Below are 22,840 nucleotides of genomic sequence, written 5' to 3' on the forward strand. Positions count from 1 at the left end.
TTCTCCCCCCCCCCCCCCCCCCCCCCCCACCACATGTAAAACGTGCCCCGAATAGGATTCGAACCTACGACCTTCTGCTCCGGAGGCAGACGCTCTATCCCCTGAGCTATCGGGGCGGGCGATTCGATAGTCTAACAGCTTATCTTGGCAAACTGCGAATCATGGCGAGTGTTGGGAGAAACAGAGGGCGTCAAGCGCCGTTTCGTTTTGCCGCTAAATCGGCAATTAACGGACCTAAAACCTCAGGTATTTCTCCTGTTGCCCGTGTCAGATTCCTCGCTTTATGGACACGATTGCAAGCTATCGGCATAGCCTAGCTAGACTATGGGCATGACTCCAGAAGAACTTTCCGATTTTATTCTTTCATGTCTGCGTGCTGCCTGCGAGGCAGGGGAAATTGCCTTGGATCCGGCGCAACTCCCGTCGGTGAAAGTGGAACGCCCCCGCAATCGCGAGCATGGCGATTGGGCGACGAATATCGCCATGCAGTTGGGAAAGAAAGCCGGTATGAGCCCCCGTTCCTTCGCTGAGGTTCTTGCCGAGCGCATTGGTCAATCCTCAGCGATTGCTGCCGTTGATATTGCTGGTCCAGGCTTTATGAATATCACGTTAAATGCTGCGGCTGCAGGGGAACTGGCTCGAACGATTTGCAATGCTGGTGCGCAATACGGCCGATCGCACGCATTAGCGGGGTCAACAATTAACTTGGAGTATGTTTCGGCTAACCCGACGGGTCCGATTCATATTGGCGGTGCGCGTTGGGCAGCGGTAGGGGATTCCCTGGCTCGTATTTTGGCGGCAGCGGGCGCCAACGTGGTCCGGGAATATTACTTCAACGATCACGGTTCGCAGATTGACCGCTTTGCCGTTTCACTTCTGGCGCGGGCACGCAATGAAGAGCCTCCGGCTGATTCCTACGGCGGTCAGTACATCGCTGATATTGCTCAGACGGTGATTGACCAAGCGATCGCTGCGGGGGAGGAAGATCCACGGCAACTGCCACGCGAGGAGGCTCGCGAGGTGTTCCGTCGTCGGGGCGTGGAGCTAATGTTTGCCGCCATTAAAGAGGAACTGCAGAAATTCCGAGTGGAATTCGATGTGTTTTTCCATGAGGATACTTTGCATGAATCAGGTGCGGTAGATGCTGCTATCCAGCGTCTAGATAAGGCTGGCGTTATTTTCCGTTCGGAGGGCGCGCTGTGGCTTCGTAGCACTGATTTTGGTGACGATAAGGATCGCGTCATCATCAAGTCCGATGGGAACGCCGCGTACTTCTCTGGAGATATTGCTTACTACCTAGATAAGCGCAGCCGCGGTGCCGATCACGTCGTCATTATTTTAGGGGCCGATCACCACGGCTATATCGGGCGTATGTATGCGATGGCGAATGCCTTTGGGGATACTGCGGGAGTTGGAAAGAATCTGGAGATCATTATTGGCCAGTTGGTCAATTTGGTACGCAACGGTGAGCCGGTGAAGATGTCCAAGCGGGCAGGCACAATCGTTGTGCTTACTGATCTGCTTGAGGCTGCTGGCGTAGACGCGGCGCGGTATTCTCTGGCTCGCACTGCGATGGATACCCCGCTGGAGATTGATTTGGATGTCATCACGTCACGGACGAATGACAATCCCGTCTACTACGTCCAATATGCCCATGCGCGTACCTGTTCTGTTGCTCGCAATGCGCAAGAACACGGTGTGGTGCGAACCGCAGATAATTTTGATCCGAGCCAGTTGGATACGCCAGCAGATGCAGCATTGCTGGGAGTGTTGGCGCAATATCCTGAAGTGGTTGCGACCAGCGCGAAACTGCGTGAGACGCATCGAATCGCTCGTTACCTTGAGCAGATGGCTGCTGCATACCACTCCTGGTATGGGGTTTCTCGGGTCACTCCGCGAGCTGACGAAGAGATCACCAGCCGCCACGTCGCCCGTCTATGGCTAAATGATGCCGTCGGTCAGGTGCTCGCCAACGGGCTTGATTTGCTCGGTGTCACTGCTCCAGAACGGATGTGATATGGCCTCAGTATTACCCGCTTCGTTACCTGCTCCCGAGCCGAACGGGCAAGGCGATGGGATATGGCCGGTTACTGCTCGGCGCAATGCGCGTGGTGAATTGGAAATTGGTGGTGTGCCAGTTTCGGAGCTAGTCGCTACCTATGGGACGCCGACGTTCATACTTGACGAGGCGGATATGCGCCAGCGGGCGCGCGCATGGCAGGAGGCGATGCGAGACGCATTCGCGGATGGTCCACAGCCCCAGGTGTATTACGCCGGTAAAGCGTTTTTGTGTGGGGCGGTTGCGCAGATTGTGGCACAAGAGGGATTAAACATTGATAGTGCCTCCTACGGGGAATTGGTGACGGCCTTGGCATCTGGCGTTCCGGGTGCGCGTATTGGATTGCACGGTAACGCAAAAACGGACGCGGAGATTGAGCTGGCACTTAAGGCAGGCATTGCTCATATCGTTATTGATTCCTTGGGGGAGATTGAACAGGTAGCGCGTATCGCGCAAGCGCGCGGGCAGGTTGCTCCGGTATATATCCGAGTAACGACGGGGATTCATGCGGGTGGGCATACGTTCATTGCTACCGCGCATGAGGATCAGAAATTCGGCCTATCTTTGGCCTCTGGTGCGGCACAGGAAGCCATTGAACGTATCTCGCGTTGTGCACACGTGCGTCTCATTGGCTTACATTCCCATATTGGCTCGCAAATTACCGGAGTCGATGGCTTTATTGAGGCAGCAAAGAAGATCTTAGAGTTGCGTGCCTGGGCGGCAGAACGTGGCTGGCTTATTCCGGAAATTGATCTTGGGGGCGGATATGCGGTTCGCTATTGGGAGCCAGATGAGGCGCCCTGCCCACGCACTGATTTTGCTCGTGCTTTAGCACAGGTCGTTGCGCAACATTGCGCGCATACGGGGCTAACAGCGCCAAAGATCGCAATCGAGCCCGGTCGATCTATCGTCGGTCCGGCGATGGTAACCCTCTATCGAGTATTAGCGGTAAAAGACGTCCAGACGGACGAAGGTGTGCGCCGTTACGTATCAGTTGACGGCGGAATGTCTGATAATATCCGCCCGGCGTTATATGGTGCGAACTATACGGCCACCCTGGCGCAGCGGATTAGCTCTGCGCAGTTAGTGCAGGCACGTGTGGTCGGCAAGCACTGTGAATCGGGTGATATCGTCGTCCATAATGTTGCCTTGCCAGAAGATGTGCGCATCGGTGATGTATTAGCCGTGCCGGTGACGGGCGCTTACGGTCGCTCAATGGCGTCCAATTACAATATGATCGCCCGCCCAGGGGTGGTAAGCGTGTATGACGGGCAGAGTCGAGAGATTGTGCGGCGAGAATCAGTGGCTGATCTGCTGGCCTTAGATTGCGCAGTAGCTGATGCGCCGGCTGGTTTGGAGCTATTAAGCGCCAACGAACTGCTAACTGTGCTGACTGGGTGCGATGGCAGAGATACTGCGGAGAAAGCAAAAGGAGAATCCCAATGAGCGTTGCGATCGCGCTATTAGGATGCGGTACCGTCGGTACGGAAGTAGCACGGCTGTTGACCCAACAGCGCGATATTCTTTCAGCGCGGGCAGGGGCAGAGCTAGATCTGGTTGGCATTGCGGTATCTCGATTAGACGCGCCGCGACATCCGGCTATTGATCGTTCACTGTTAACCACGGATGTAGATTCACTAATATCGCGGGCTGATATCGTCATTGAACTCATCGGCGGTATTGAACCACCGCGCACCTGGGTGACGCAGGCGCTGCGCCAAGGTGCCTCCGTCGTGACGGGAAACAAAGCATTACTGGCGGCGCATGGTCCAGAGATCTATGAATTAGCTAAAGCACATGATGTTGATGTCTACTATGAGGCAGCAGTTGCCGGGGCAGTGCCCGTGGTATATGGTCTGCGGGAATCACTGGCGGGGGATACCGTCACTCGGATTCAAGGGATTCTCAACGGCACCACGAATTATATTCTCGACGAGATGACCCGCAAGGCCCTTCCCTTCGATCAGGCTCTTGCACAGGCACAATCCCTTGGCTACGCGGAGGCTGATCCGAGCGCGGATGTAGACGGCGATGATGCGGCAGCGAAAATCGCTATTTTGGCTTCACTTGCGTTCCATCAGCGGATATTACGCAAAGATGTGACAGTCCAGGGGATCCGCAGTATTACCTCCGACGATATTGCTGCTGCCAAAGAGCTGGGATACGTCATTAAGTTATTGGCCACCGCTGACCGTGATCCCCGTACTCAGGCCATTGACGTGCGGGTATGCCCGACGCTCGTCGCACACGATCATCCGCTAGCTGGAGTACACGGCTCGTACAATACGGTGATTATTGATTCACTTGCGGCTGGTCGCCTCATGTTTTCCGGTTTGGGGGCAGGAGGTGCGCCTACCGCCTCTGCAGTGCTATCTGATGTGGTTGCGGCCGCTGCGAAAAAGGTTCACGGCGGGCGAGCTCCCCAGGAGATTATTTACGGCGAATCTGACCTTATTTCCCCGCAGGAATCCCGCTCTGCATTCTGTGTGCGAATTTGCGTGACGGATACGCCCGGCGCGCTCGCTGAGATCGCTCGCGCCTTCGCAGATGCCGGTGTCTCAATTTCGTCGGTTCGTCACGATCCAGATACGAGGGACGGTATCGTCTATATCACGGTTATGACGCATGTCGCCCGCGTCTGTGATCTCCAGAGTGCCTTAGCCCATCTGGACGTAGACGAGCGGATTCAACGAGTGCTGCAGGTAATGAGAGTAGAGGAAGAATAATGGCGCATCAATGGCGGGGAATTATTGAGGAATACCGACAGAGATTGCCTTTTGCCAATGACGATCCAGTCGTTACCTTGGGCGAGGGCGGCACGCCGCTTGTTGCTGCTCGGGCACTCAGTGATCGAGTTGGCGCTGAGGTCTACGTCAAAGTAGAAGGTGCCAATCCGACGGGATCTTTTAAAGATCGCGGCATGACGAGTGCGATCTCTCGCGTCAAGCAGACGGATACTCAGATTGTGGCGTGTGCGTCTACCGGGAATACCTCTGCTTCGGCGGCCGCCTATGCGGTGGCGGCCGGTTTGCGCTGTGCGGTGGTGTTGCCAGCAGGAAAAATTGCGGCGGGCAAGATCGCCCAGGCAATCGTTCATGGCGCAGATTTGGTTGCGGTGGATGGCAACTTTGATGACTGTTTACGTATCGTTCGCGAATTAACTGAAAAATATCCGGTGGCGCTCGTTAATTCTGTGAATCCATATCGTTTGCAGGGGCAGAAAACCGCAGCCTTTGAAGTCGTTGATGCGTTAGGGGAAGCCCCCGATATTCACGTTTTGCCAGTGGGAAATGCTGGAAATATTTCGGCGTATTGGATGGGGTATAACGAGTACGCCGGTCGCACTACGAGCGCCTCAATGGAAGATAGTGCGCACCGCTGCGCGCCGGTATCCCAGCGTGTTCCCCAAATGTGGGGGATCCAGGCATGGGAGGCTGCGCCTTTGGTTCTCGGGCACGTCGTTGCTGAACCGGAGACGATTGCCACGGCGATTCGCATCGGGAATCCAGCGTCCTGGGATTATGCCGTGCAGGCGCGCGACGATTCACACGGTTGGATCGATCGGGTACATGACGAGGAGATCCTCGAAGCACAACGTCTACTGGCAGGTGAAGTGGGGATTTTTGTTGAACCGGCATCGGCTGCCTCGATTGCTGGATTACTCCACGCAGCCCAAGAGGGCAAAGTTCCTGAGGGAGCACGAATCGTCTGCACAGTTACCGGGAACGGGTTGAAGGATACGGCCACCGCCTTGGGAGAACAGCCGCTTGAAGTTACCCCTATTGCCCCGACGTTAACCGCTGCGGTTGCCGCATTGGGGCTGTCGTGAGATTCGTTCGTGATAACGCACAGGTGCGGGTGCCGGCCTCCTCGGGGAATCTGGGTCCGGGTTTTGACTCGATGGGAATGGCCCATGACGTGTGGGATGAAGTCTCAGTAACGTTGACGACGGGCACCTCTCGCGCTGTTATTCTCGGGGAGGGAAGCCAGAGTCTGCCTCGCGATGAATCCCATCTCATTATTCGGGTGATCCAGGAGACCTGTGCATTGTTGGGTTTGCCGCAGGCAGGCATTGATTTAGTCTGCCGTAACGCAATTCCGCACGGAAAAGGTCTGGGTTCCTCGGCTGCTGCTGTGGTGGCTGGGCTCATGTTGGTCCGGGAACTCGTCGGTAAACCAAAAGAGTTTTCACGAGATGAAGTCTTGCGACTAGCAACCCAATACGAAGGGCATCCAGATAATGCTGCCCCGGCAATTTTCGGCGGAACGACCCTCTCCTGGCAGCATGGTCAGACCTATCGCACGGTCAATATTCCGGTTGACCCGCAGCTTCGTACGACGGTTGTGGTGCCGCAAGAGGTACTGCCAACTGCTCATGCTCGTTCGGTATTACCGGATCAGGTACCGCACAGCGACGCGGCCTTTAATGCTGGGCGCGCAGGATTATTAGTTCATGCTCTGACAAATGCGCCACATTTATTATTTGATGCGACCGAAGATCGGCTCCACCAAGACTATCGAGCTGGAGCGATGGAACATAGCGCTCGCGTCCTACGCGCTCTGCGATCTGCCGGTTGGCCAGTGGTTGTTTCTGGGGCGGGACCAGCGCTTTTAGTATTTGCGTCAGTGGATTCTCAAATGGAAAAGGCCTTGGCAGCTCAGGGGATGTCCGTTATCCGCTCCACCCAGGTACGCGGCGCCCACGCCGTGCACGGCTAGCTACATTCAGTTCTTTTCTGTTTACAGTTTGCCTATTGCGGGGTGAAATGTAGTATGCTGGCACGCGAGAGTGATCGTCAGTATCACTTGTGTTGTAGATTAGCTACACGTGTTTTGCCGAGTTCTGATTATCAGATCCATTGTTTTCCGCTTTGTGCGTGAAGCCGGCCAATTCCCGTTCAATATTTGTTTGAGGAAGGATCCTCGTGAGCGAAAATTCATCGCTACCTACTGGCCCAATTTCAACAATGCGCCTCGCCGATTTGAAGACGATTGCAGCGTCAATGGGCTTATCCCTGCCCGATCAGGCGCGTCGTCCGGCCTATATTACAGCTATTCGTGAGGCCCGCATCGCTGGTGGAATGACTGTGCAGCGCGGTCCGAAGCCTAAGTCGATGCGCACGCCAACGCCAGAAACTCCAGAAGTGAAGAATACTCAGGCTACCAATGAGGAGCGCCCGCGTGCTGGGCGTCGGGGGCGGCCAGCACAGACGACGAATCAGCATGGCAATCCTCGGCAGAAGCTCGAACTGCCGGCTACGACTCGGGCTGCAGGCAAGCCGGCGATGAGCCAAGAAGAAAAAGAAGCTGCTTTAGCCGCTTTAGGAGATGCCGCTGAGCGTCGGGCAGAAGATTCGCGTGCCGATGAGGATTCACGGGATCGCCGTTCGCGCAACCGGCAGCGCAATCGTCGTAACCGCAAAGGAAATGACGGTGATATGCGGCGCAATCAGGTTGGGCAATCCGCCGGCGCTCGCGAGGGTCGAGATAACACCCGCGATGAGGCGCGCTCAGCCCAGTTTGACCGTTCGGAAACAGCGGAGATTCGTGAATCAGGGCCGGAAGATTCCCTGGATACCGGCGATATGCTCATCCCAGTGGCCGGTATTCTCGATACTGACGGCAATAATAACTACCTGCGCACGGGTGGGTACCTGCCAGGCAAGAATGACGCCTACGTTTCCAGCCAAATCATTCGTCGCTACGGTTTACGTCGTGGTGATGCGATCCAGGGCGCGGTGCGCGATGTTTCGGATATGACGAACCGGCGCGGTCGCCAGCATAAGTACAATCCGTTGGTAGAAGTGACGGCAATTAACGGATTGCCGCCGGAAGAGTCAATCCAGCGTCCGGAGTTTAATAAGCTCACCCCGTTGTACCCCAACGAGATGTTGCGCCTGGAGACGACGCAGAAGGCCCTGACGACTCGCATTATTGATCTTGTGGCCCCAATCGGTAAAGGTCAGCGCGGTCTGATTGTTTCGCCGCCTAAGGCCGGTAAGACGATCGTCATGCAGCAGATTGCTATGGCAATCGCGAAGAACAATCCGGACGTGCATCTGATGGTTGTGCTGGTTGATGAGCGCCCAGAAGAAGTCACGGATATGCAACGCCTGGTGAAGGGTGAAGTCATTGCTTCGACCTTTGATCGGCCAGCCTCCGACCACACGATTGTTGCTGAGCTAGCGGTTGAGCGGGCGAAGCGTCTGGTGGAATTGGGCCAGGACGTGGTGATCTTGTTGGATTCACTGACCCGTCTGTCGCGGGCATACAATTTGGCGGCGCCGGCCTCGGGTCGAATCCTCTCTGGTGGTGTGGATGCTGCGGCTCTGTATCCGCCAAAGAAGTTCTTTGGTGCGGCACGCAGCATCGAAAATGGGGGATCGCTGACGATCATCGCCTCTGCGCTAGTGGAGACGGGATCAAAGATGGACGAGGTGATCTTCGAAGAGTTCAAGGGTACTGGCAATATGGAGCTGCGCCTTTCCCGGCAGTTGGCAGATCGCCGTATTTTCCCGGCAGTGGATATCAATGCGTCGGGCACGCGGCGTGAAGAGCTGTTGTTCTCCCCAGAAGAGCTCAAGATTGTGTGGCATCTGCGTCGCGCCCTGGGTGTGCTGGATGTGCAAGAAGCTTCGGATTACGTTTTGGGGCGGATGCGCAAGACGGAATCAAATGGCGAGTTTTTAATGTCTATCGTGCGCTCTGTGCGTAGCGCTGAGTAACGCTAACTGCCGGTGAATATCGGCGGTGTGATGTATTGACCATCCCCGCCGGTATCGCCGGAGTGGGTAAATGTGGTTAAATTGACCGGCGGCTTCTGGTTCACCACAGCATCGTGGACCCAGAGCATCAAACGATCCAAGGAGACATCATGAAGCAGGGAATTCATCCCGATTACCACGACCTCAAGGTCACTTGTACGTGCGGCAACGAGTTTGAAACTCGTTCCACCTATCCTGCAGAATCGCTGCGTGTTGACGTGTGCAACGCATGCCACCCGTTCTACATCGGTAAGCAGCGTATTTTGGATACCGGCGGTCGCGTCGCTCGCTTCGAGGCACGTTACGGTAAGCGCAAGAAGTAACTGAGCTTGAAAACGCCGGTGCAGAGTACTGTACCGGCGTTTCCCATATCACCGTGTTAATCCCCTGATGAATGGAGCATCATGAGCCAATTTCCGGCGGCTGTTGCAGCAGCGGAAGAGTACGCCTCGATTGAGGCACAGATGGCGTCCCCCGAGGTATTGGCAAAGCCAGATAAGTTGCGCTCACTGGGGCGGCGTTATGCCCAGTTGCGACGGGTGGTTTCCCGTTATGAACGTTGGTGTGTTGCCCAGCAGGATCTTGCTGAAGTGGAGGAGATTGTCGCCGGCGGTGGGGAAGATGGCGAGCTATTTGCCGAAGAGCTGCCGCGCTTAAAGCAGGAAGTGCTTGAGGCTGAAGAGGCGCTGCGCGATGCGCTTCTTCCTCGCGATCCAGATGACGTCCGAGATGTCATTTTGGAAGTAAAAGCTGGTGAAGGTGGTGAAGAGTCAGCGCTCTTTGCTTCGGATCTTCTGCGAATGTATCAGCGTTATGCAGAATCTAAGGGATGGACGACCCAGATTCTCTCGCACACGGATACGGAATTGGGTGGCTATAAGGATGTTCAGGTCGCCATTAAAGCCAAATCCGTCCCGGAGGATCCGGCTGAAGGGGTATGGGCGCATCTGAAATATGAAGCAGGCGTTCATCGAGTCCAGCGCGTGCCGGTGACGGAATCTCAAGGGCGAGTGCATACCTCAGCGGCAGGCGTGCTCGTCTTTGCGGAAGTTGATGAGCCAGAAGAGGTTGAAATCAACGATAATGATTTGCGCATTGACGTCTACCGCTCCTCAGGCCCGGGCGGGCAGTCAGTGAATACGACGGATTCTGCCGTGCGTATTACCCACTTGCCGACGGGTATTACTGTCTCGATGCAGGATGAGAAATCCCAGATTAAGAATCGTGAATCGGCCATGCGTATTCTGCGCGCACGGTTGCGTCAGGCACAGTTGGAAGAACAAGCGGCTAAAGAAGCTGATCAGCGTCGTTCGCAAGTGCGTACAGTTGATCGTTCGGAGCGCGTGCGTACCTACAATTTCCCAGAGAACCGTATTGCGGATCATCGCACGGGCTTCAAAGCCCATAATCTCGACGCAGTGCTCAACGGTGATCTGCAGGCAGTGATTGACTCTCTGCGTGAAATGGATGAGGCAGAGCGCTTAAAGGCAGCGACGGAGGAAGCTGAGGCGCGCTGATGTGGGCGCGTCAGATCGCGCAGGCTAGCCAGGTTTTAGCTGATGCTGGCGTGGATAGCCCCGCACACGACGCACGAATTTTAGCCGAACACTGCTGGCAGTTATCACGTCCGGCACAACGCGGTGCGATATTCGATATTCGCACTGTACCTACTGAGGACGAATTGGCCCGTTATGCCGAGTTGGTCCGTCGGCGCGCTGCCCGAGAGCCACTCCAACATATCTGCGGGGTCATGTGGTTTCGCTATGTGGAGCTGGAAGCTCGCCCAGGGGTTTTTATCGTGCGGCCGGAGACGGAAATCGTGGTGGACGCCGCGTTGGCAGCCTTGTCAGATTTAGCGGCAGAGAACATCACCATGACCTCAGATAACCTCAGCCGTTGGGGGCAGCGCGAGGATATGCGCTCTGTGCAAACGCAAACAGCAGATCACCCCGTATATCATCACGGGCAACAGCCAGTTAGCCTATCGGCGGCGGAACGGGCAACTGATAGCACAAAGGTGGTAGCCCAAAAGACGCCCCAAAACGTGTTCCAAAACCCGCCCCCGAATCAGCCACAGAACGCGGATCAACATGCCGATGCTGGTGTTCCGGCTGCGGCTCAGCGCCCGTTATGCGTTGTCGATTTGTGTACGGGTTCGGGGGCTATTGCGCTTTCTTTAGCCACTGAAAGTCCGGTGCCAGTACACGTTCACGGTGTTGAATACGATCAGGTGGCATGGGAGAGCGCACAGCGCAATAATCAGCGCTACGGCGCCCTCGTACAGCTACACCATGCAGATGCGCGCACCTGCTTACCAGAGCTCGCAGGGCAGGTGGATCTGGTGGTTTCTAATCCGCCGTATGTTCCACCGAGCCACGAACTGAGTCCGGAGGTTCGGCAAGATCCGCAGTTGGCCCTGTTCGGTGGGGGTGCAGACGGTTTAGACATTCCACGGCAGATTATGCGTCATGCACACACCTTGTTGCGTTCGGGCGGTATTCTCATCATGGAGCATGCTCATGAACAAGCCAGCGCAATGCGTGATTACGCTGCACATTTGGCGATGACGCAGATCCGAACCGGAAAGGATCTGACGGGGGAGTACCGATACGTGTATGCGCAGAAAGGACGCCAATGAAGATCGCGGTGAATGATCCGCTGGCCTGCGCTCAGGCGCGTCGCGTCATTGAGGCGGGGCAGGTGTTGTGTTTACCGACGGATACCGTCTACGGTATTGGCGCTGATCCGCGTAATCCTCAGGCAATTACGGCGTTATTGGCAGCGAAATCTCGCACTCGGCAGATGCCTCCTCCGGTGCTGGTGGCAAGTATTGACCAAGCGCGTGAGCTCTGTGCGGAGATTAATGTCGCTGCCCAAACCCTGATGGAGCATTACTGGCCGGGGGCGTTGACGATTATCTTGCCGGCCCGCCCCAATTTGGGATGGGATCTAGGTCAGACGAATGGGACGATGGCACTGCGGATGCCCGATAGCCCAGATACGTTGGCTCTATTAGCTGAGATTGGCCCGCTGGCTGTGACAAGCGCGAATCTGCATGGTCGTACTCCGGCGCGTGATGTCGATGAGGCATACGAGCAGCTCGGTGAATCTATCGCCCTATATCTCGCTGGTCCGGTCTGCGCTTCGGTGACGCCATCAACCATTATTGATCTATCTAGTTCGCCGCGTATTGTTCGAGTAGGGGCAATTGCTCCGCAGCTACTGTCTGAGCTATTGGGAGTGGCCTTGTGAGAGTCTATGTACTCGTTATGGTGCTGGCGATGGTGCTGACGTTTTTGTTAGTACCTGTTGTTTTGCGAGCTGCCTTGGCGACGGGGGCGATGACGCAAATTCGGCAGCGTGACGTTCACTCAACGCCGGTGGCTCGGCTGGGTGGTTTAGCGATCTACACCGGATTTCTCGTGGCTCTCCTGATCGCCTGGCAAATCCCGTATTTACACCCGATTTTTTCGAATACTTCAGGTATATGGGCGATCGTCTTGGGCGGCGGGATCATGTGCGCAGTAGGCACGATTGACGATATCTGGGAATTGACGTGGTACACGAAACTCGCTGGGGAGTTGATTGCTGCTGGAGTGATGGCCTGGCAAGGTGTGCAGCTAGTGACTGTGCCACTTTTTGGTTTGACGGTTGGCTCGGCACGCCTGACGTTATTTACCACGGTGATCCTAGTGGTAATGATCGCCAATGCGGTGAATTTTGTTGACGGCCTGGACGGATTGGCTGCTGGCACAATTGCAATCGCCGCCTTTGCTTTCTTCATCTATTCGTATTATCTGACGCGGGAGGTCTCCCCTGGGGATTACACCTCGGTGGCGGTTGTCGTATTGGCGGCGCTCGTCGGATCATGTGTTGGATTTTTGCCGCATAATTTCCATCCGGCAAAAATCTTCATGGGGGATTCTGGCGCTTTGATGCTGGGCACGATCATTGCTGGGGCAGCCATTTTAGTTACTGGTCAGATAGATCCGGCTACGGTGCATACTCGGCAGGCGATTCCCGCTTTCATGCCGTTGATTATTCCGGCACTCGTCTTGGCGATTCCGTTGATTGATCTCATGTGGGCGGTGGTGCGCCGTGTGCGTCAAGGGCGCTCGCCATTTTCAGCAGATGCAGGGCATTTACATCACAGGTTATTGCGTCGTGGGCATTCGCATACAACGGCCGTCCTGATCTTATATATGTGGACGGCGGTTGCGTCATTCGTTGCGGTGGCATACACGATCTATCCGCGTCTTTCTGTGTTGGTCATTGGTCTAGTGGCCACCGCTTTAGGCATCGTCATTACATGGAGACGTTTTGGGTGGTTTTCTGCACGTGATTCGGAATCGCAGTGAGTAGGCGGAATCCAGGGCGGCGTCCGAGTGCTTCCGAGGTGATTTGTCGGGCAACGCTGGCAGCTAGCGGTGTGGCGATGATTCTCGCCGCTATCGGTATATGTGTATGCGGGCAATGGTGGCGGGAGATTCTTATCGCGGCGGGGATTATCGTCGGAATCAATTTGCTTAATGCGGTTTTCATGGCGCTACTTGTTCGTTACTTTACGCGCTTTACCAGCGCTTTTTCGGTCCTGTCATACCTGGTCAAAATTGGTGTCATGGCGCTGGCCATAGTACTAATTCGGCACAATGCTGCATTAAACGTCAGAGTGGTATTCGGCGTTGTGGTGCTGTTCTTTGCGGTGTCTTTGGTGATGTACGGCTGGGTAGTGACGAAGAGCTCGGCGCTATATATCGCGGATTATACGGAGCCTAATTCGTCCTGCTGAAGCCGGAGCATGTGGGGTAGGCGAGGCCGGATAGCCGGCTGTGGCGAATATCTAGTTGGCGTCTTTGGTTCTTCTTTGAAAAGCAGAAAAATCTTCAGGTAAAGTTAATCCTGGTTAAGGCTCTTAACAGTTCGAAGTGGAACTGGGGCACGGCATCGAGATGGGGATATTGCACACTGTGAATCTGTTGCTCAAGCTTGCATCATTGCCCGTCTTTACTGAGGCAGGCGGAGGATCCTTCGAGCCTCCTGCGATTGATCACGAATTCAGCCCACCAGCGCTACTCTTTGCAGGTACTCCGTTTGAGCTGAATCGTATCTTGCTCATTCGCCTCATTTCCGCTTTCGTCATTTTGATCTTGATGATGTGGTATGCCAAGCGGGCCAAACTTGTTCCCGGGCGAGGGCAAGCGATCATCGAATCCATTATGGATATTTCGCGCGTCCAGATTGCTGACGAAGTTATCGGCAAGGAAGCGGCAAAAGCCTACCAGCCGATGCTCATGACTATCTTCATGGGCGTATTCTTCATGAATATTACGGGCATTATCCCAGGCCTGCAGATCGCCGGTACCTCACTGATTGGTATGCCGCTGATCTACGCGATCTTTGCCTATATTGGCTTTATCGTCGCCGGAATCAAAGCCCGAGGTTTGCACTTCTTCATCGAACAGCTAGCGCCCAAGGGAGTTCCGTGGTGGCTGTACATCATCATGGTGCCCATTGAGTTCTTATCGAACTTTATTCTGCGTCCGGTTACCCTGACTTTCCGTCTGTTCATGAACATGATTGCCGGTCATTTGATCCTGGTCTTATGTTTCGTCGGAACGCATTTCTTGTACTTCACGCTCTCGGGCGTTTTAGGCGGTGTATTCGGCACGTTAACTTTCGTGGCCGGTGTCGCCTTCGTGTGCTTCGAGATCATGGTGGGGGCGTTGCAAGCCTACATCTTCGCCATGCTCTCGGCTGCATATATCTCTTTGTCCATCTCAGAACACTGATAACCAACAATACAAAAGGAACCCCACATGATCGGTAACATCGCAACTATTGGTTATGGTCTTGCTACCCTCGGCCCCGGTATTGGTATCGGTTTAATCGGCTCGAAGAACCAGGAAGCCACCGCTCGTCAGCCAGAGATGGCCGGCGCATTGCGTGTGAACATGTTTATCTCTATGGCATTCGCTGAGGCCTTGGCGCTGATCGGCTTCGGTGCCGGCCTGGTATTCGGAGTGTGATGATGCAGTCTGCGACGTTAGCCAGCGGTGGGGGATTCTCAATCATCCCCGCGATACCCGATTTGATTTGGGGGTCGTTGGCCTTCGTCATCGTTGCCATTGCCATCTATAAGTTCGGCTGGCCGTCTTTCTCCGCGATGCTAGATGAGCGTTCGGAGAAGATTGATGAAGGTTTGCGGGCCGCACAGGAGGCGCGCGCTGAAGTTGCTGACCAGCAAGCTCAACTGACCGAAAAGATCCGGCAAGCCCAGCGGGAGGCGGCTGGTATTCGGGAACACGCCCAGGATAACGCCAAGGCGATTGTTCACGACGCCCAGACGAAAGCGCGCGACGAAGCAGAGGGCATTATTGCCAATGCACAGCGTCGCATTGACGCTGATACGGCGGCCGCTATGAGCGCCTTGGAAGGTGACGTCGGCAAACTCGCTACGGAACTTGCCGGGCGGATCGTCGGTGAGGCGATTACCGACGAGGCGATGGCACGCCGAGTCATTGACCGCTTCCTTGACGAGCTTGAAGCAACAGCCCCGACGACTCTTGCACACAAGTCGGAGGACTAAACGATGCGTTCAGGGAGCAAAGCAGCATTAAACCGAGCCTGTGAGCGCTGGGAAGGGTACCTTCTCACGCGCGCCGGTGATGAGATGGCGCTGGCACGCGAAGTGTTCACCGTAATGGATGTGCTGCGTAACTCGGCGGTGCTGAGCAATGCGCTAGAAGACGGGGCACGCAGCCCTGATGATCGCGCTGCCTTGGCCCACGACGTTCTCAGCGGTCGAGTAAATGACGAAGTGACGGAACTGGTCATGGGCTTGGCTCGCGATCAGTGGTCACAGAACGGCGATTTGCGTCTTGCCCTGGAGCATCTTGGCGTTCACGCCATACTCGTCGGTGCTCGACGCGAGGGAATGCTGGGAACGGTTGAGGAAGAACTGTACCAAAGCTCTCGGCTGCTCAAGGATCAGCGGGAATTGCGTTTGGCATTTACCTCGGTAAATCAGCCCCTGGAGTTGCGGCAGAATCTGGCTGCGCAGATTTTTGCGTCGGCCAGCCCATATACCGTTGAACTGATTAAACGGGCTATTGCACACGGGGAAAAGACGATCGCCTCGGCATTGCGGTCCTATTTGCGGGCAACCGCACAGATGGCAGATCATCTTGTTGCGTCTGTGACCAGTGCAATCCCGTTAACCACCGAACAAGAAGCGCGCCTAGGGCGCATCTTGAGCGCAAAATATGGCAAAGACGTGCATATCCACGTCACGATCGATACCTCTGTTATCGGCGGGGTACGAGTACACGTGGACGATGACGTTATTGACGGCACCATCGCTAGCCGCCTCAAGGCTGTACGCGAGGTTTTTACCCATTGATGTACCGCGGCTGGGTGCCGCGTTCGAACGAAGGAAGATGAATGGCTGAACTGATTAAGCCGGAGGAGATTCGGGCCGCGCTGGACAGCTTTGTCAACTCCTACGAACCCGCAAAAGCGGTGAGCGAGGAAGTGGGCCACGTAAACCTTACCGCCGACGGTATTGCCCGTGTGGAGGGATTGCCGGGCGCGATGGCGAACGAACTGTTGAAGTTCGAGGATGGCACGCTGGGTCTAGCGATGAATCTGGAAGAACGCGAGATCGGTGTTGTGGTGCTTGGCGATTTCGCCCATATCCAAGAGGGGATGGAGGTACGTCGCACAGGCGAGGTGCTCTCTGTTCCCGTCGGAGAGGGATACCTGGGGCGGGTCGTTGATCCCCTGGGTCGCCCCCTGGATGGGCTGGGCGAGATCAGTGACCTTGATGGGCGGCGCGCTCTCGAACTGCAAGCCCCTGGCGTCATGATGCGTAAATCAGTGCATGAACCGCTGCAAACGGGCATCAAAGCAATTGACGCCATGATTCCGATTGGGCGTGGCCAACGTCAGCTAATTATTGGTGATCGCAAGACCGGCAAGACTGCTCTGGCGATTGATACCGTCTTGAACCAGAAAGAAAATTGGGAATCCGGCGATCCGAATAAGCAGGTGCGCTGCATTTACGTGGCAATCGGTCAAAAGGGGTCCACGATTGCTTCCGTGCGGGCCACTTTGGAGCGCAACGGTGCGCTAGAGTACACCACGATCGTCGCTGCTCCCGCTTCTGATTCGGCTGGCTTCAAATACCTGGCGCCTTATACCGGATCGGCAATCGGTCAGCACTGGATGTACCAGGGCAAGCACGTCCTGATTATCTTCGATGATTTGTCCAAGCAAGCAGAGGCATATCGTTCGGTGTCCTTGCTGCTGCGTCGCCCACCAGGGCGCGAGGCATACCCCGGTGACGTCTTCTACCTGCACTCTCGGTTATTGGAGCGTTGTGCCAAGCTCTCTGATGAGTACGGCGCGGGTTCGATGACGGGTCTGCCGATTATCGAAACGAAAGCGAATGACGTCTCGGCGTATATTCCCACTAACGTCATCTCCATTACTGACGGTCAGATCTTCTTGCAGTCCGATCTGTTCAACGCCAATCAGCGTCCGGCTGTGGACGTCGGTATCTCCGTCTCGCGAGTTGGTGGCGACGCTCAGATCAAAGCCATGAAGAAGGTCGCCGGTACGCTGAAGATCACCTTAGCTCAATACCGAGCACAGGCAGCCTTCGCGATGTTCGCCTCAGATTTGGATGCCACAACTCGTCGTCAGCTCACTCGTGGTGAGCGCATCATGGAGTTGCTCAAGCAGCCGCAGTACACCCCGTATGCAGTTGCTGAGCAGGTCGCTTCGGTGTGGGCCGGAACGAATGGGTATCTCGATACGATTGAGACGAAGGATGTCGCTCGGTTTGAGGCCGGTTTGCTCGATTATCTGCGCCACAATACGGATGTTCTCGACGTCATTACGAACACGGGCCTGTTGGAGCAGGAAACCGAGGATACATTGCGGGAGGCAACGCAGAAATTCCTGGATTCCTTCACCTCTGCTCATGACTCGGTTGATCTGCCCTCTGACGAGGTAGATCCTGCGCAAAGATCGCAAGAGAAGATCGTCCGGGCTAAGAGGAGCTAACAGTGGCGGGCGAGCAGCGTATCTACAAACAGAAGATCCGAGCGACGCAAACGCTCGAAAAGGTCTTCTCTGCGATGGAGCTCATTGCAGCTTCTCGGGTGGGTAAAGCGCGTGAGAATGCGTTAGGGCAAGATCCATATACTCGTGCCTTGACGGATTCGATCGCCGCTGTTGCCTCCCACGCTGATGAAGAACACCCGCTATTGAACGAACGTACCGATACGAAGCGCGTTATCGTCTTTGTGGTGACCTCTGATCGTGGCATGGCAGGCGCGTATTCAGCGTCTGTGCTGCGGGAAGCCGATCGACTGCGTGCCGAGTTAACCGCTCAAGGCAAAGAGCCAGTTCTTTATGTGTACGGGCGGCGCGGGGTATCGCACTATGGTTTCCGCGGCGTTGAGGTGGCTAATTCCTGGATCGGGGAATCAGATAAGCCTTCGGTGGAGACCTCCCATGAGATCGCTACCGAGTTCCTCAATCGGTTCCTTGCCGCTGATGAAGATGGCGGGATCGGCGAGTTGCATGTGGTTTATACCCGTTTTGAATCCATGATTACGCAGCGCGTTGAAGTGCGGCGCATGCTGCCCGTGCAAATGGTTGATGCGGATGACGCTGATACTGAGCAGCGGGCATTGTTCGAATTTGAGCCTTCGGGTCGCGCCCTGTTCGACGCCTTGCTACCGATGTACATTTCACAGCGTATTCATTCCGTCTTGCTAATGGCGGCGGCATCGGAGTTGGCTTCCCGCCAGCAAGCAATGCATTCCGCTACTGAAAATGCGCAAGAACTCATTCAGGATTACACCCGTTTGGCGAATAACGCCCGCCAGGCGGAGATCACGACAGAAATCACCGAAATCATCTCCGGCGCCGACAGTCTCGGAAAGTAAGCGCCCGCTGGAAAAGGAAGAAAATATGTCAGTCGAAACGACACAGAAACTTGCAACTGGACGCATCGTTCAGGTGGTCGGCGCGGTCGTAGACGTCGAGTTCCCGCCGGACGCGCTTCCGGAGATTAACTATGCGCTGCAAACCGAAGTGACTTTGCCTGCCGAAGACTCCGATGGCGCACCGAACAAGGTGGCAATGACCTTGGAAGTCGCCCAGCACTTGGGTGATAACATCGTGCGCACCATCGCGATGAAACCGACCGACGGTTTGGTTCGCGGGGCAAAAGTTACCAACACTGGGGCTCCGATTTCTGTTCCGGTCGGTGACGTGACGAAGGGCCGCGTGTTCAACGTGGTCGGTGAGTGCCTGAACTTGGCCGACGGTGAGACGCTGGAGGTCAAGGAACGCTGGCCGATTCACCGCAACGCGCCAACCTTCGATCAGCTAGAACCAGAAACCAAGATGTTCGAGACGGGCATTAAGGTTATTGACCTGTTAACACCGTATGTTCAGGGCGGCAAGATCGGCTTGTTCGGTGGCGCTGGTGTGGGTAAGACGGTGCTGATTCAGGAGATGATTCAGCGCGTGGCCCAGGATCACGGTGGTGTGTCAGTCTTTGCTGGAGTGGGGGAACGTACCCGTGAGGGCAACGACCTCATCATGGAGATGAAAGAGGCTGAAGTTCTGGATAAGACGGCGCTCGTCTTTGGCCAGATGGATGAACCGCCGGGGGTGCGTCTGCGTATCGCGCTGTCTGGCCTGACGATGGCGGAATACTTCCGTGATGTGCAAAACCAAGACGTCCTGCTCTTCATTGATAACATTTTCCGTTTTACCCAGGCAGGCTCGGAGGTTTCCACGCTGTTGGGTCGTATGCCCTCTGCAGTGGGATACCAACCGACCTTGGCAGATGAGATGGGCGCGCTCCAAGAGCGTATTACCTCTACTCGCGGTCATTCGATTACCTCGCTGCAGGCGATTTACGTGCCGGCCGATGATTACACCGATCCGGCTCCGGCCACAACCTTCGCGCATTTGGATGCGACGACGGAACTTTCCCGAGAAATTGCTTCGCGAGGCTTGTATCCGGCGGTGGATCCTTTGGCTTCGTCTTCGCGTATCTTGGATGCGCAGTATGTTGGGCAGGCACACTACGACGTGGCAACCCGCGTGAAAGCAATCTTGCAAAAGAACAAAGAACTGCAAGATATCATCTCTATTCTGGGTGTCGATGAGCTTTCTGAAGAAGATAAGATCACCGTGGCGCGTGCTCGCCGGATTGAGCAGTATCTATCGCAGAATACATACACGGCTGTGAAGTTCACGGGCGTGGAGGGCTCAACGGTTCCGATCGCTGAAACTGTGGAAGCCTTCCGTCGTATCGTTGATGGCGAATACGATCATGTGCCGGAACAGGCATTCTTCAATATCGGCGGTATCGAGGATATCGAGCGCGCCTGGCACAAGCTCCAGAAGGAATCATGAAACTCGACGTGGTAGCCCGATCCGGAGTCCTCTTTTCAGGTGAGGTCTCCTCGGTAGTCGTGCCCGCATACAACGGTGAGATGGGAATCTTGCCTGGGCGCGAGCCGATTATGGCGGTTGTGCATAAGGGTACGGTGCGTTTTGTGCGCTCGGATGGTGTTGCGCAGAGCATCAACATTGGTGCCGGGTTCGTGACGGTAGACGAGGATCATATCTCGGTCGTGGTGGAGAACTACGACGATGAGACGGCCACAGAAATCGCAGGGATACAGTCGTGACTGTGTCGGACGGCATCGTAGCGGCCTTATGCGTGTTCTTGGGCTTAGTATGTGTCGTCCTGGCTGGTTATGTGATTCGGTTGCGCTCGCTGTTGCGCCGCCCGGGAGCTATCCAAGTGGCGGTGCGCTGTGCGGGTGAACGGTGGCGCTACGGGATTGGCGTGATGGGCGGGCGGCATCTGGTGATTTTTCCGCGCGCGTTGCGCTGGAGTCCGCTGGCGCGCTGGGATCGGCGCGGTATGTCGGCGGATCGTATCGGCGGCGAAGCAAGTATCCGGTTCCTGAGTGTTCATGTTGATGGTCAGGAATACGAGTTAGCGTGCGAACAGCTGGCGGTGGAGGCGATATTGTCGTGGTTGGAGTCAGCCGCGCCAGAATCGGAGCCCCAATTCGGCTGACCTCGTGTAGTAAGCTAAGCTGGCTGCTGAGAGGAAGGACGTCTTGTGCGTATTGTGGTTGCCACCTGTGCTGTTGACTATTCGGGTCGCTTAGATGCTCATTTAGAACAGGCAGTTCGCGTTCTAATGCTGAAAGCAGATGGCGCAGTTTTAATCCATGCAGATGGAGGCTCTTATAAACCGCTGAATTGGATGTCACCGCCGTGTACCTTGCGCGAGCTTGATCCAGAAGAAGCCGATCGTCAAGCTGGAGTCCAACAGGTGTGGCGGGTTGAGAACGACAAGACGAATGACGTCCTCGTCATCCGGATTTTCGAGATCCATCATGAGTATTCCCAAATTTTGGGCGATGAACCGGGGCTTCGTAAAGATGGAGTGGAGGCTCATCTGCAAAAACTGTTGGCAGAGCAGACCGAACTTCTTGGTCCTGGTGTACAGCTAATTCGTCGTGAGTATCCGACGGCAATCGGGCCAGTGGATCTCATGGTTGTTGATAGCGATGGTGGCCATATTGCAGTAGAGGTTAAACGTCGCGGTGAGATTGACGGGGTAGAGCAATTAACTCGTTATTTAACCCTGTTGGAGCGTGATTCGACGTTGCGGCCTATTCGGGGTATTTTTGCTGCGCAGGAGATCAAAGCTCAAGCACGCGTATTAGCAGAAGATCGCGGTATCGAGTGCGTGGTTTTGGATTACGATGCGATGCGCGGTTTAGATAATCCAGAAGACCGGCTGTTCTAATGGCGAAACGACGACGCAAACCACCTGTTAGTGCCCCGCTGAATATTGAGCGCCTGATGGGTTACACCCGTTATGAGATGGCTGATAACGGCATGGAATTCACGGTTCGCCATATCCGTGCAGCACGTAAAGAGTATGTGTGCCCCGGATGTCAGGGGCGAATTATGGTAGGCGAAGCTCATGTGGTGGCATGGACGGAGGACTCGTGGTTTGGCCCGACGGCGGGGCAAGAGGCACGCCGACATTGGCATACGAGTTGTTGGAAAGCGCGAGGTCATCAAGCTACAGCGTGGTAGTCTGAAAGCATGCTGTCATATATACGTACTGGTCCGACGACGGACCTTCCATTAGTTTTACTGCACGCTCTTCCACTCGATTCAACGATGTGGGATCAGGTTCGGGAATTATTGCCCGATCGGGACATCATCACGGTTGACGCACCAGGTTTTGGGAAATCTCCGCGTGGTGAGGAATTCGCTGAAGGAGATCCGGCAATCTCGACGTATGTGGAGGCGTTAAAGGCTCGTCTGGATGATTTAGGCGTAACCCGTATGGGGTTGGCTGGTTTATCAATGGGCGGTTCTGTGGCCGCGCAGTTCACGGCGGCGTATCCGCAGATGGTTGCGGGATTGGCGCTGATTGACACGAATATCACGGCTGACGATCCTGACCGGCAGGCTTTCCGTCGCAATATGGCCGAGCGCGCCGATGCGGGTGAGGGCTATTCGGCTGTGGAGAACTGGACGACGATTATGGTCGGCAGTGAATGTACCGACGAGGTGCGGGCGAGCCTGGATGCGCGTTTTAAGGTTTTGCGTAATGATGGCTTGGCATGGATTCAGCGTGCCTTAGCGGATCGCCCTGATTCGTCTGCTGCGGTGGGCATGATTGATGGTCCGGTATTTTTCGTGCGTGGTATGGATGATCCTACTGCGTCGTTGGAGTCCTATCAGGAGCTGGGTGCCCGATGCCGTAATCCGTATTATGTTGAGATTCCGGGGGCGGGGCATTTCACTGCTGATGAGAAGCCGGTAGAGTTGGCACGAGCATTGGATGTATTCGCTCATGCGACCGCGCTGTATGCTCGGGGCTGATTTGATCTATTGTCTCAGAGGAGAAAACCCCTAAGCAGCCGCAGATAGCGGCTGCTTGAATGAG

25 protein-coding genes and 1 tRNA gene are annotated in these 22,840 nt (G+C 55.4%); 24 read left to right on the top strand and 2 right to left on the bottom strand.

The features are described 5' to 3' along the window. Positions 1-43 precede the first annotated feature (43 nt). Positions 44-116, bottom strand: a tRNA-Arg gene (locus ACLHIL_RS06200). 214 nt (positions 117-330) lie between these two features. Here ACLHIL_RS06200 and argS point away from each other — a divergent pair. The 6 genes from argS to rho all read left to right on the top strand — a co-directional run bounded on the left by argS (position 331) and on the right by rho (position 8,784). Further along, positions 331-2,016, top strand: coding sequence for an arginine--tRNA ligase (gene argS, locus ACLHIL_RS06205; RefSeq protein ID WP_411297092.1), 1,686 nt, complete (start codon positions 331-333; stop codon positions 2,014-2,016). Between the two features lies 1 nt (position 2,017). Beyond that, positions 2,018-3,505 (top strand): diaminopimelate decarboxylase, encoded by a 1,488-nt coding sequence (lysA, locus tag ACLHIL_RS06210; protein WP_411297093.1) that lies wholly within the window; start codon positions 2,018-2,020, stop codon positions 3,503-3,505. Further along, on the top strand, positions 3,502-4,785 hold the full coding sequence (locus tag ACLHIL_RS06215; RefSeq protein ID WP_411297094.1) for a homoserine dehydrogenase: 1,284 nt from the start codon (positions 3,502-3,504) through the stop codon (positions 4,783-4,785). The genes lysA and ACLHIL_RS06215 overlap by 4 nt, the downstream gene beginning before the upstream one ends. Continuing rightward, positions 4,785-5,888, top strand: coding sequence for a threonine synthase (gene thrC / locus ACLHIL_RS06220; RefSeq protein WP_411297095.1), 1,104 nt, complete (start codon positions 4,785-4,787; stop codon positions 5,886-5,888). Before ACLHIL_RS06215 ends, thrC begins: the two co-directional genes overlap by 1 nt. Next, entirely contained in the window at positions 5,885-6,778 is an 894-nt protein-coding gene (gene thrB, locus ACLHIL_RS06225; RefSeq protein ID WP_411297096.1) for a homoserine kinase, read from the top strand. The genes thrC and thrB overlap by 4 nt, the downstream gene beginning before the upstream one ends. Before the next feature lie 206 nt (positions 6,779-6,984). Beyond that, positions 6,985-8,784 carry a transcription termination factor Rho gene (gene rho / locus ACLHIL_RS06230; protein WP_411297097.1) on the top strand — a complete coding sequence of 600 codons (1,800 nt, stop codon included), beginning with the start codon at positions 6,985-6,987 and terminating at the stop codon, positions 8,782-8,784. A gap of 2 nt (positions 8,785-8,786) precedes the next feature. Here rho and ACLHIL_RS06235 read toward each other — a convergent pair whose 3' ends face one another. Beyond that, positions 8,787-8,912 carry a hypothetical protein gene (locus tag ACLHIL_RS06235; RefSeq protein ID WP_411297098.1) on the bottom strand — a complete coding sequence of 42 codons (126 nt, stop codon included), beginning with the start codon at positions 8,910-8,912 and terminating at the stop codon, positions 8,787-8,789. A gap of 21 nt (positions 8,913-8,933) precedes the next feature. On the opposite strand from ACLHIL_RS06235, the gene rpmE reads away from it, so the two are divergent. From rpmE to ACLHIL_RS06325, 18 genes are all read left to right on the top strand, one after another. Beyond that, complete coding sequence (rpmE, locus tag ACLHIL_RS06240; protein WP_411297099.1) at positions 8,934-9,146, top strand: 50S ribosomal protein L31; 213 nt, start codon at positions 8,934-8,936, stop codon at positions 9,144-9,146. A 78-nt stretch (positions 9,147-9,224) separates the two neighbouring features. Next, entirely contained in the window at positions 9,225-10,340 is a 1,116-nt protein-coding gene (gene prfA, locus ACLHIL_RS06245; protein WP_411297164.1) for a peptide chain release factor 1, read from the top strand. After that, positions 10,340-11,461, top strand: a complete 1,122-nt coding sequence (locus tag ACLHIL_RS06250; protein WP_411297100.1) for a N5-glutamine methyltransferase family protein — start codon at positions 10,340-10,342, stop codon at positions 11,459-11,461. Before prfA ends, ACLHIL_RS06250 begins: the two co-directional genes overlap by 1 nt. Continuing rightward, positions 11,458-12,075 (top strand): L-threonylcarbamoyladenylate synthase, encoded by a 618-nt coding sequence (locus ACLHIL_RS06255; protein WP_411297101.1) that lies wholly within the window; start codon positions 11,458-11,460, stop codon positions 12,073-12,075. The genes ACLHIL_RS06250 and ACLHIL_RS06255 overlap by 4 nt, the downstream gene beginning before the upstream one ends. Further along, positions 12,072-13,181, top strand: a complete 1,110-nt coding sequence (locus tag ACLHIL_RS06260; RefSeq protein ID WP_411297102.1) for an MraY family glycosyltransferase — start codon at positions 12,072-12,074, stop codon at positions 13,179-13,181. The genes ACLHIL_RS06255 and ACLHIL_RS06260 overlap by 4 nt, the downstream gene beginning before the upstream one ends. Next, positions 13,178-13,612: a hypothetical protein gene (locus ACLHIL_RS06265; RefSeq protein ID WP_411297103.1), complete on the top strand. Its 435-nt coding sequence runs from the start codon at positions 13,178-13,180 to the stop codon at positions 13,610-13,612. Before ACLHIL_RS06260 ends, ACLHIL_RS06265 begins: the two co-directional genes overlap by 4 nt. 136 nt (positions 13,613-13,748) lie before the next feature. Further along, positions 13,749-14,612: a F0F1 ATP synthase subunit A gene (atpB, locus tag ACLHIL_RS06270; RefSeq protein ID WP_411297104.1), complete on the top strand. Its 864-nt coding sequence runs from the start codon at positions 13,749-13,751 to the stop codon at positions 14,610-14,612. A gap of 27 nt (positions 14,613-14,639) precedes the next feature. Continuing rightward, positions 14,640-14,849, top strand: a complete 210-nt coding sequence (gene atpE, locus ACLHIL_RS06275; protein WP_411297105.1) for an ATP synthase F0 subunit C — start codon at positions 14,640-14,642, stop codon at positions 14,847-14,849. After that, positions 14,849-15,409, top strand: a complete 561-nt coding sequence (gene atpF, locus ACLHIL_RS06280) for a F0F1 ATP synthase subunit B (RefSeq protein ID WP_411297106.1) — start codon at positions 14,849-14,851, stop codon at positions 15,407-15,409. The genes atpE and atpF overlap by 1 nt, the downstream gene beginning before the upstream one ends. A gap of 3 nt (positions 15,410-15,412) precedes the next feature. Beyond that, positions 15,413-16,222 (top strand): F0F1 ATP synthase subunit delta, encoded by an 810-nt coding sequence (locus tag ACLHIL_RS06285; RefSeq protein WP_411297107.1) that lies wholly within the window; start codon positions 15,413-15,415, stop codon positions 16,220-16,222. Between the two features lie 41 nt (positions 16,223-16,263). After that, positions 16,264-17,889, top strand: coding sequence for a F0F1 ATP synthase subunit alpha (atpA, locus tag ACLHIL_RS06290; protein ID WP_411297108.1), 1,626 nt, complete (start codon positions 16,264-16,266; stop codon positions 17,887-17,889). Between the two features lie 2 nt (positions 17,890-17,891). Beyond that, a complete protein-coding gene (locus ACLHIL_RS06295) occupies positions 17,892-18,779 on the top strand; it encodes a F0F1 ATP synthase subunit gamma (protein ID WP_411297109.1) in 888 nt (295 codons plus the stop codon). A 25-nt stretch (positions 18,780-18,804) separates the two neighbouring features. Continuing rightward, positions 18,805-20,265, top strand: a complete 1,461-nt coding sequence (gene atpD / locus ACLHIL_RS06300) for a F0F1 ATP synthase subunit beta (protein ID WP_411297110.1) — start codon at positions 18,805-18,807, stop codon at positions 20,263-20,265. Further along, positions 20,262-20,543 (top strand): F0F1 ATP synthase subunit epsilon, encoded by a 282-nt coding sequence (locus ACLHIL_RS06305; protein ID WP_411297111.1) that lies wholly within the window; start codon positions 20,262-20,264, stop codon positions 20,541-20,543. The genes atpD and ACLHIL_RS06305 overlap by 4 nt, the downstream gene beginning before the upstream one ends. Continuing rightward, a complete protein-coding gene (locus ACLHIL_RS06310; RefSeq protein WP_411297112.1) occupies positions 20,540-20,941 on the top strand; it encodes a DUF2550 family protein in 402 nt (133 codons plus the stop codon). Before ACLHIL_RS06305 ends, ACLHIL_RS06310 begins: the two co-directional genes overlap by 4 nt. A 45-nt stretch (positions 20,942-20,986) precedes the next feature. Next, positions 20,987-21,682, top strand: a complete 696-nt coding sequence (gene nucS / locus ACLHIL_RS06315; RefSeq protein WP_411297113.1) for an endonuclease NucS — start codon at positions 20,987-20,989, stop codon at positions 21,680-21,682. Further along, complete coding sequence (locus tag ACLHIL_RS06320; RefSeq protein WP_411297114.1) at positions 21,682-21,978, top strand: ATP/GTP-binding protein; 297 nt, start codon at positions 21,682-21,684, stop codon at positions 21,976-21,978. Before nucS ends, ACLHIL_RS06320 begins: the two co-directional genes overlap by 1 nt. Positions 21,979-21,987: 9 nt before the next feature. Beyond that, the gene (locus ACLHIL_RS06325; protein ID WP_411297115.1) at positions 21,988-22,776 is read left to right on the top strand and encodes an alpha/beta fold hydrolase; all 789 of its coding nucleotides are present in this window, start codon (positions 21,988-21,990) and stop codon (positions 22,774-22,776) included. Positions 22,777-22,840: the final 64 nt, after the last annotated feature.

Origin of the sequence: Trueperella sp. LYQ143, assembly GCF_046599595.1 — a bacterium.
In the GTDB taxonomy this organism is placed as follows: Bacteria; Actinomycetota; Actinomycetes; order Actinomycetales; family Actinomycetaceae; genus Trueperella.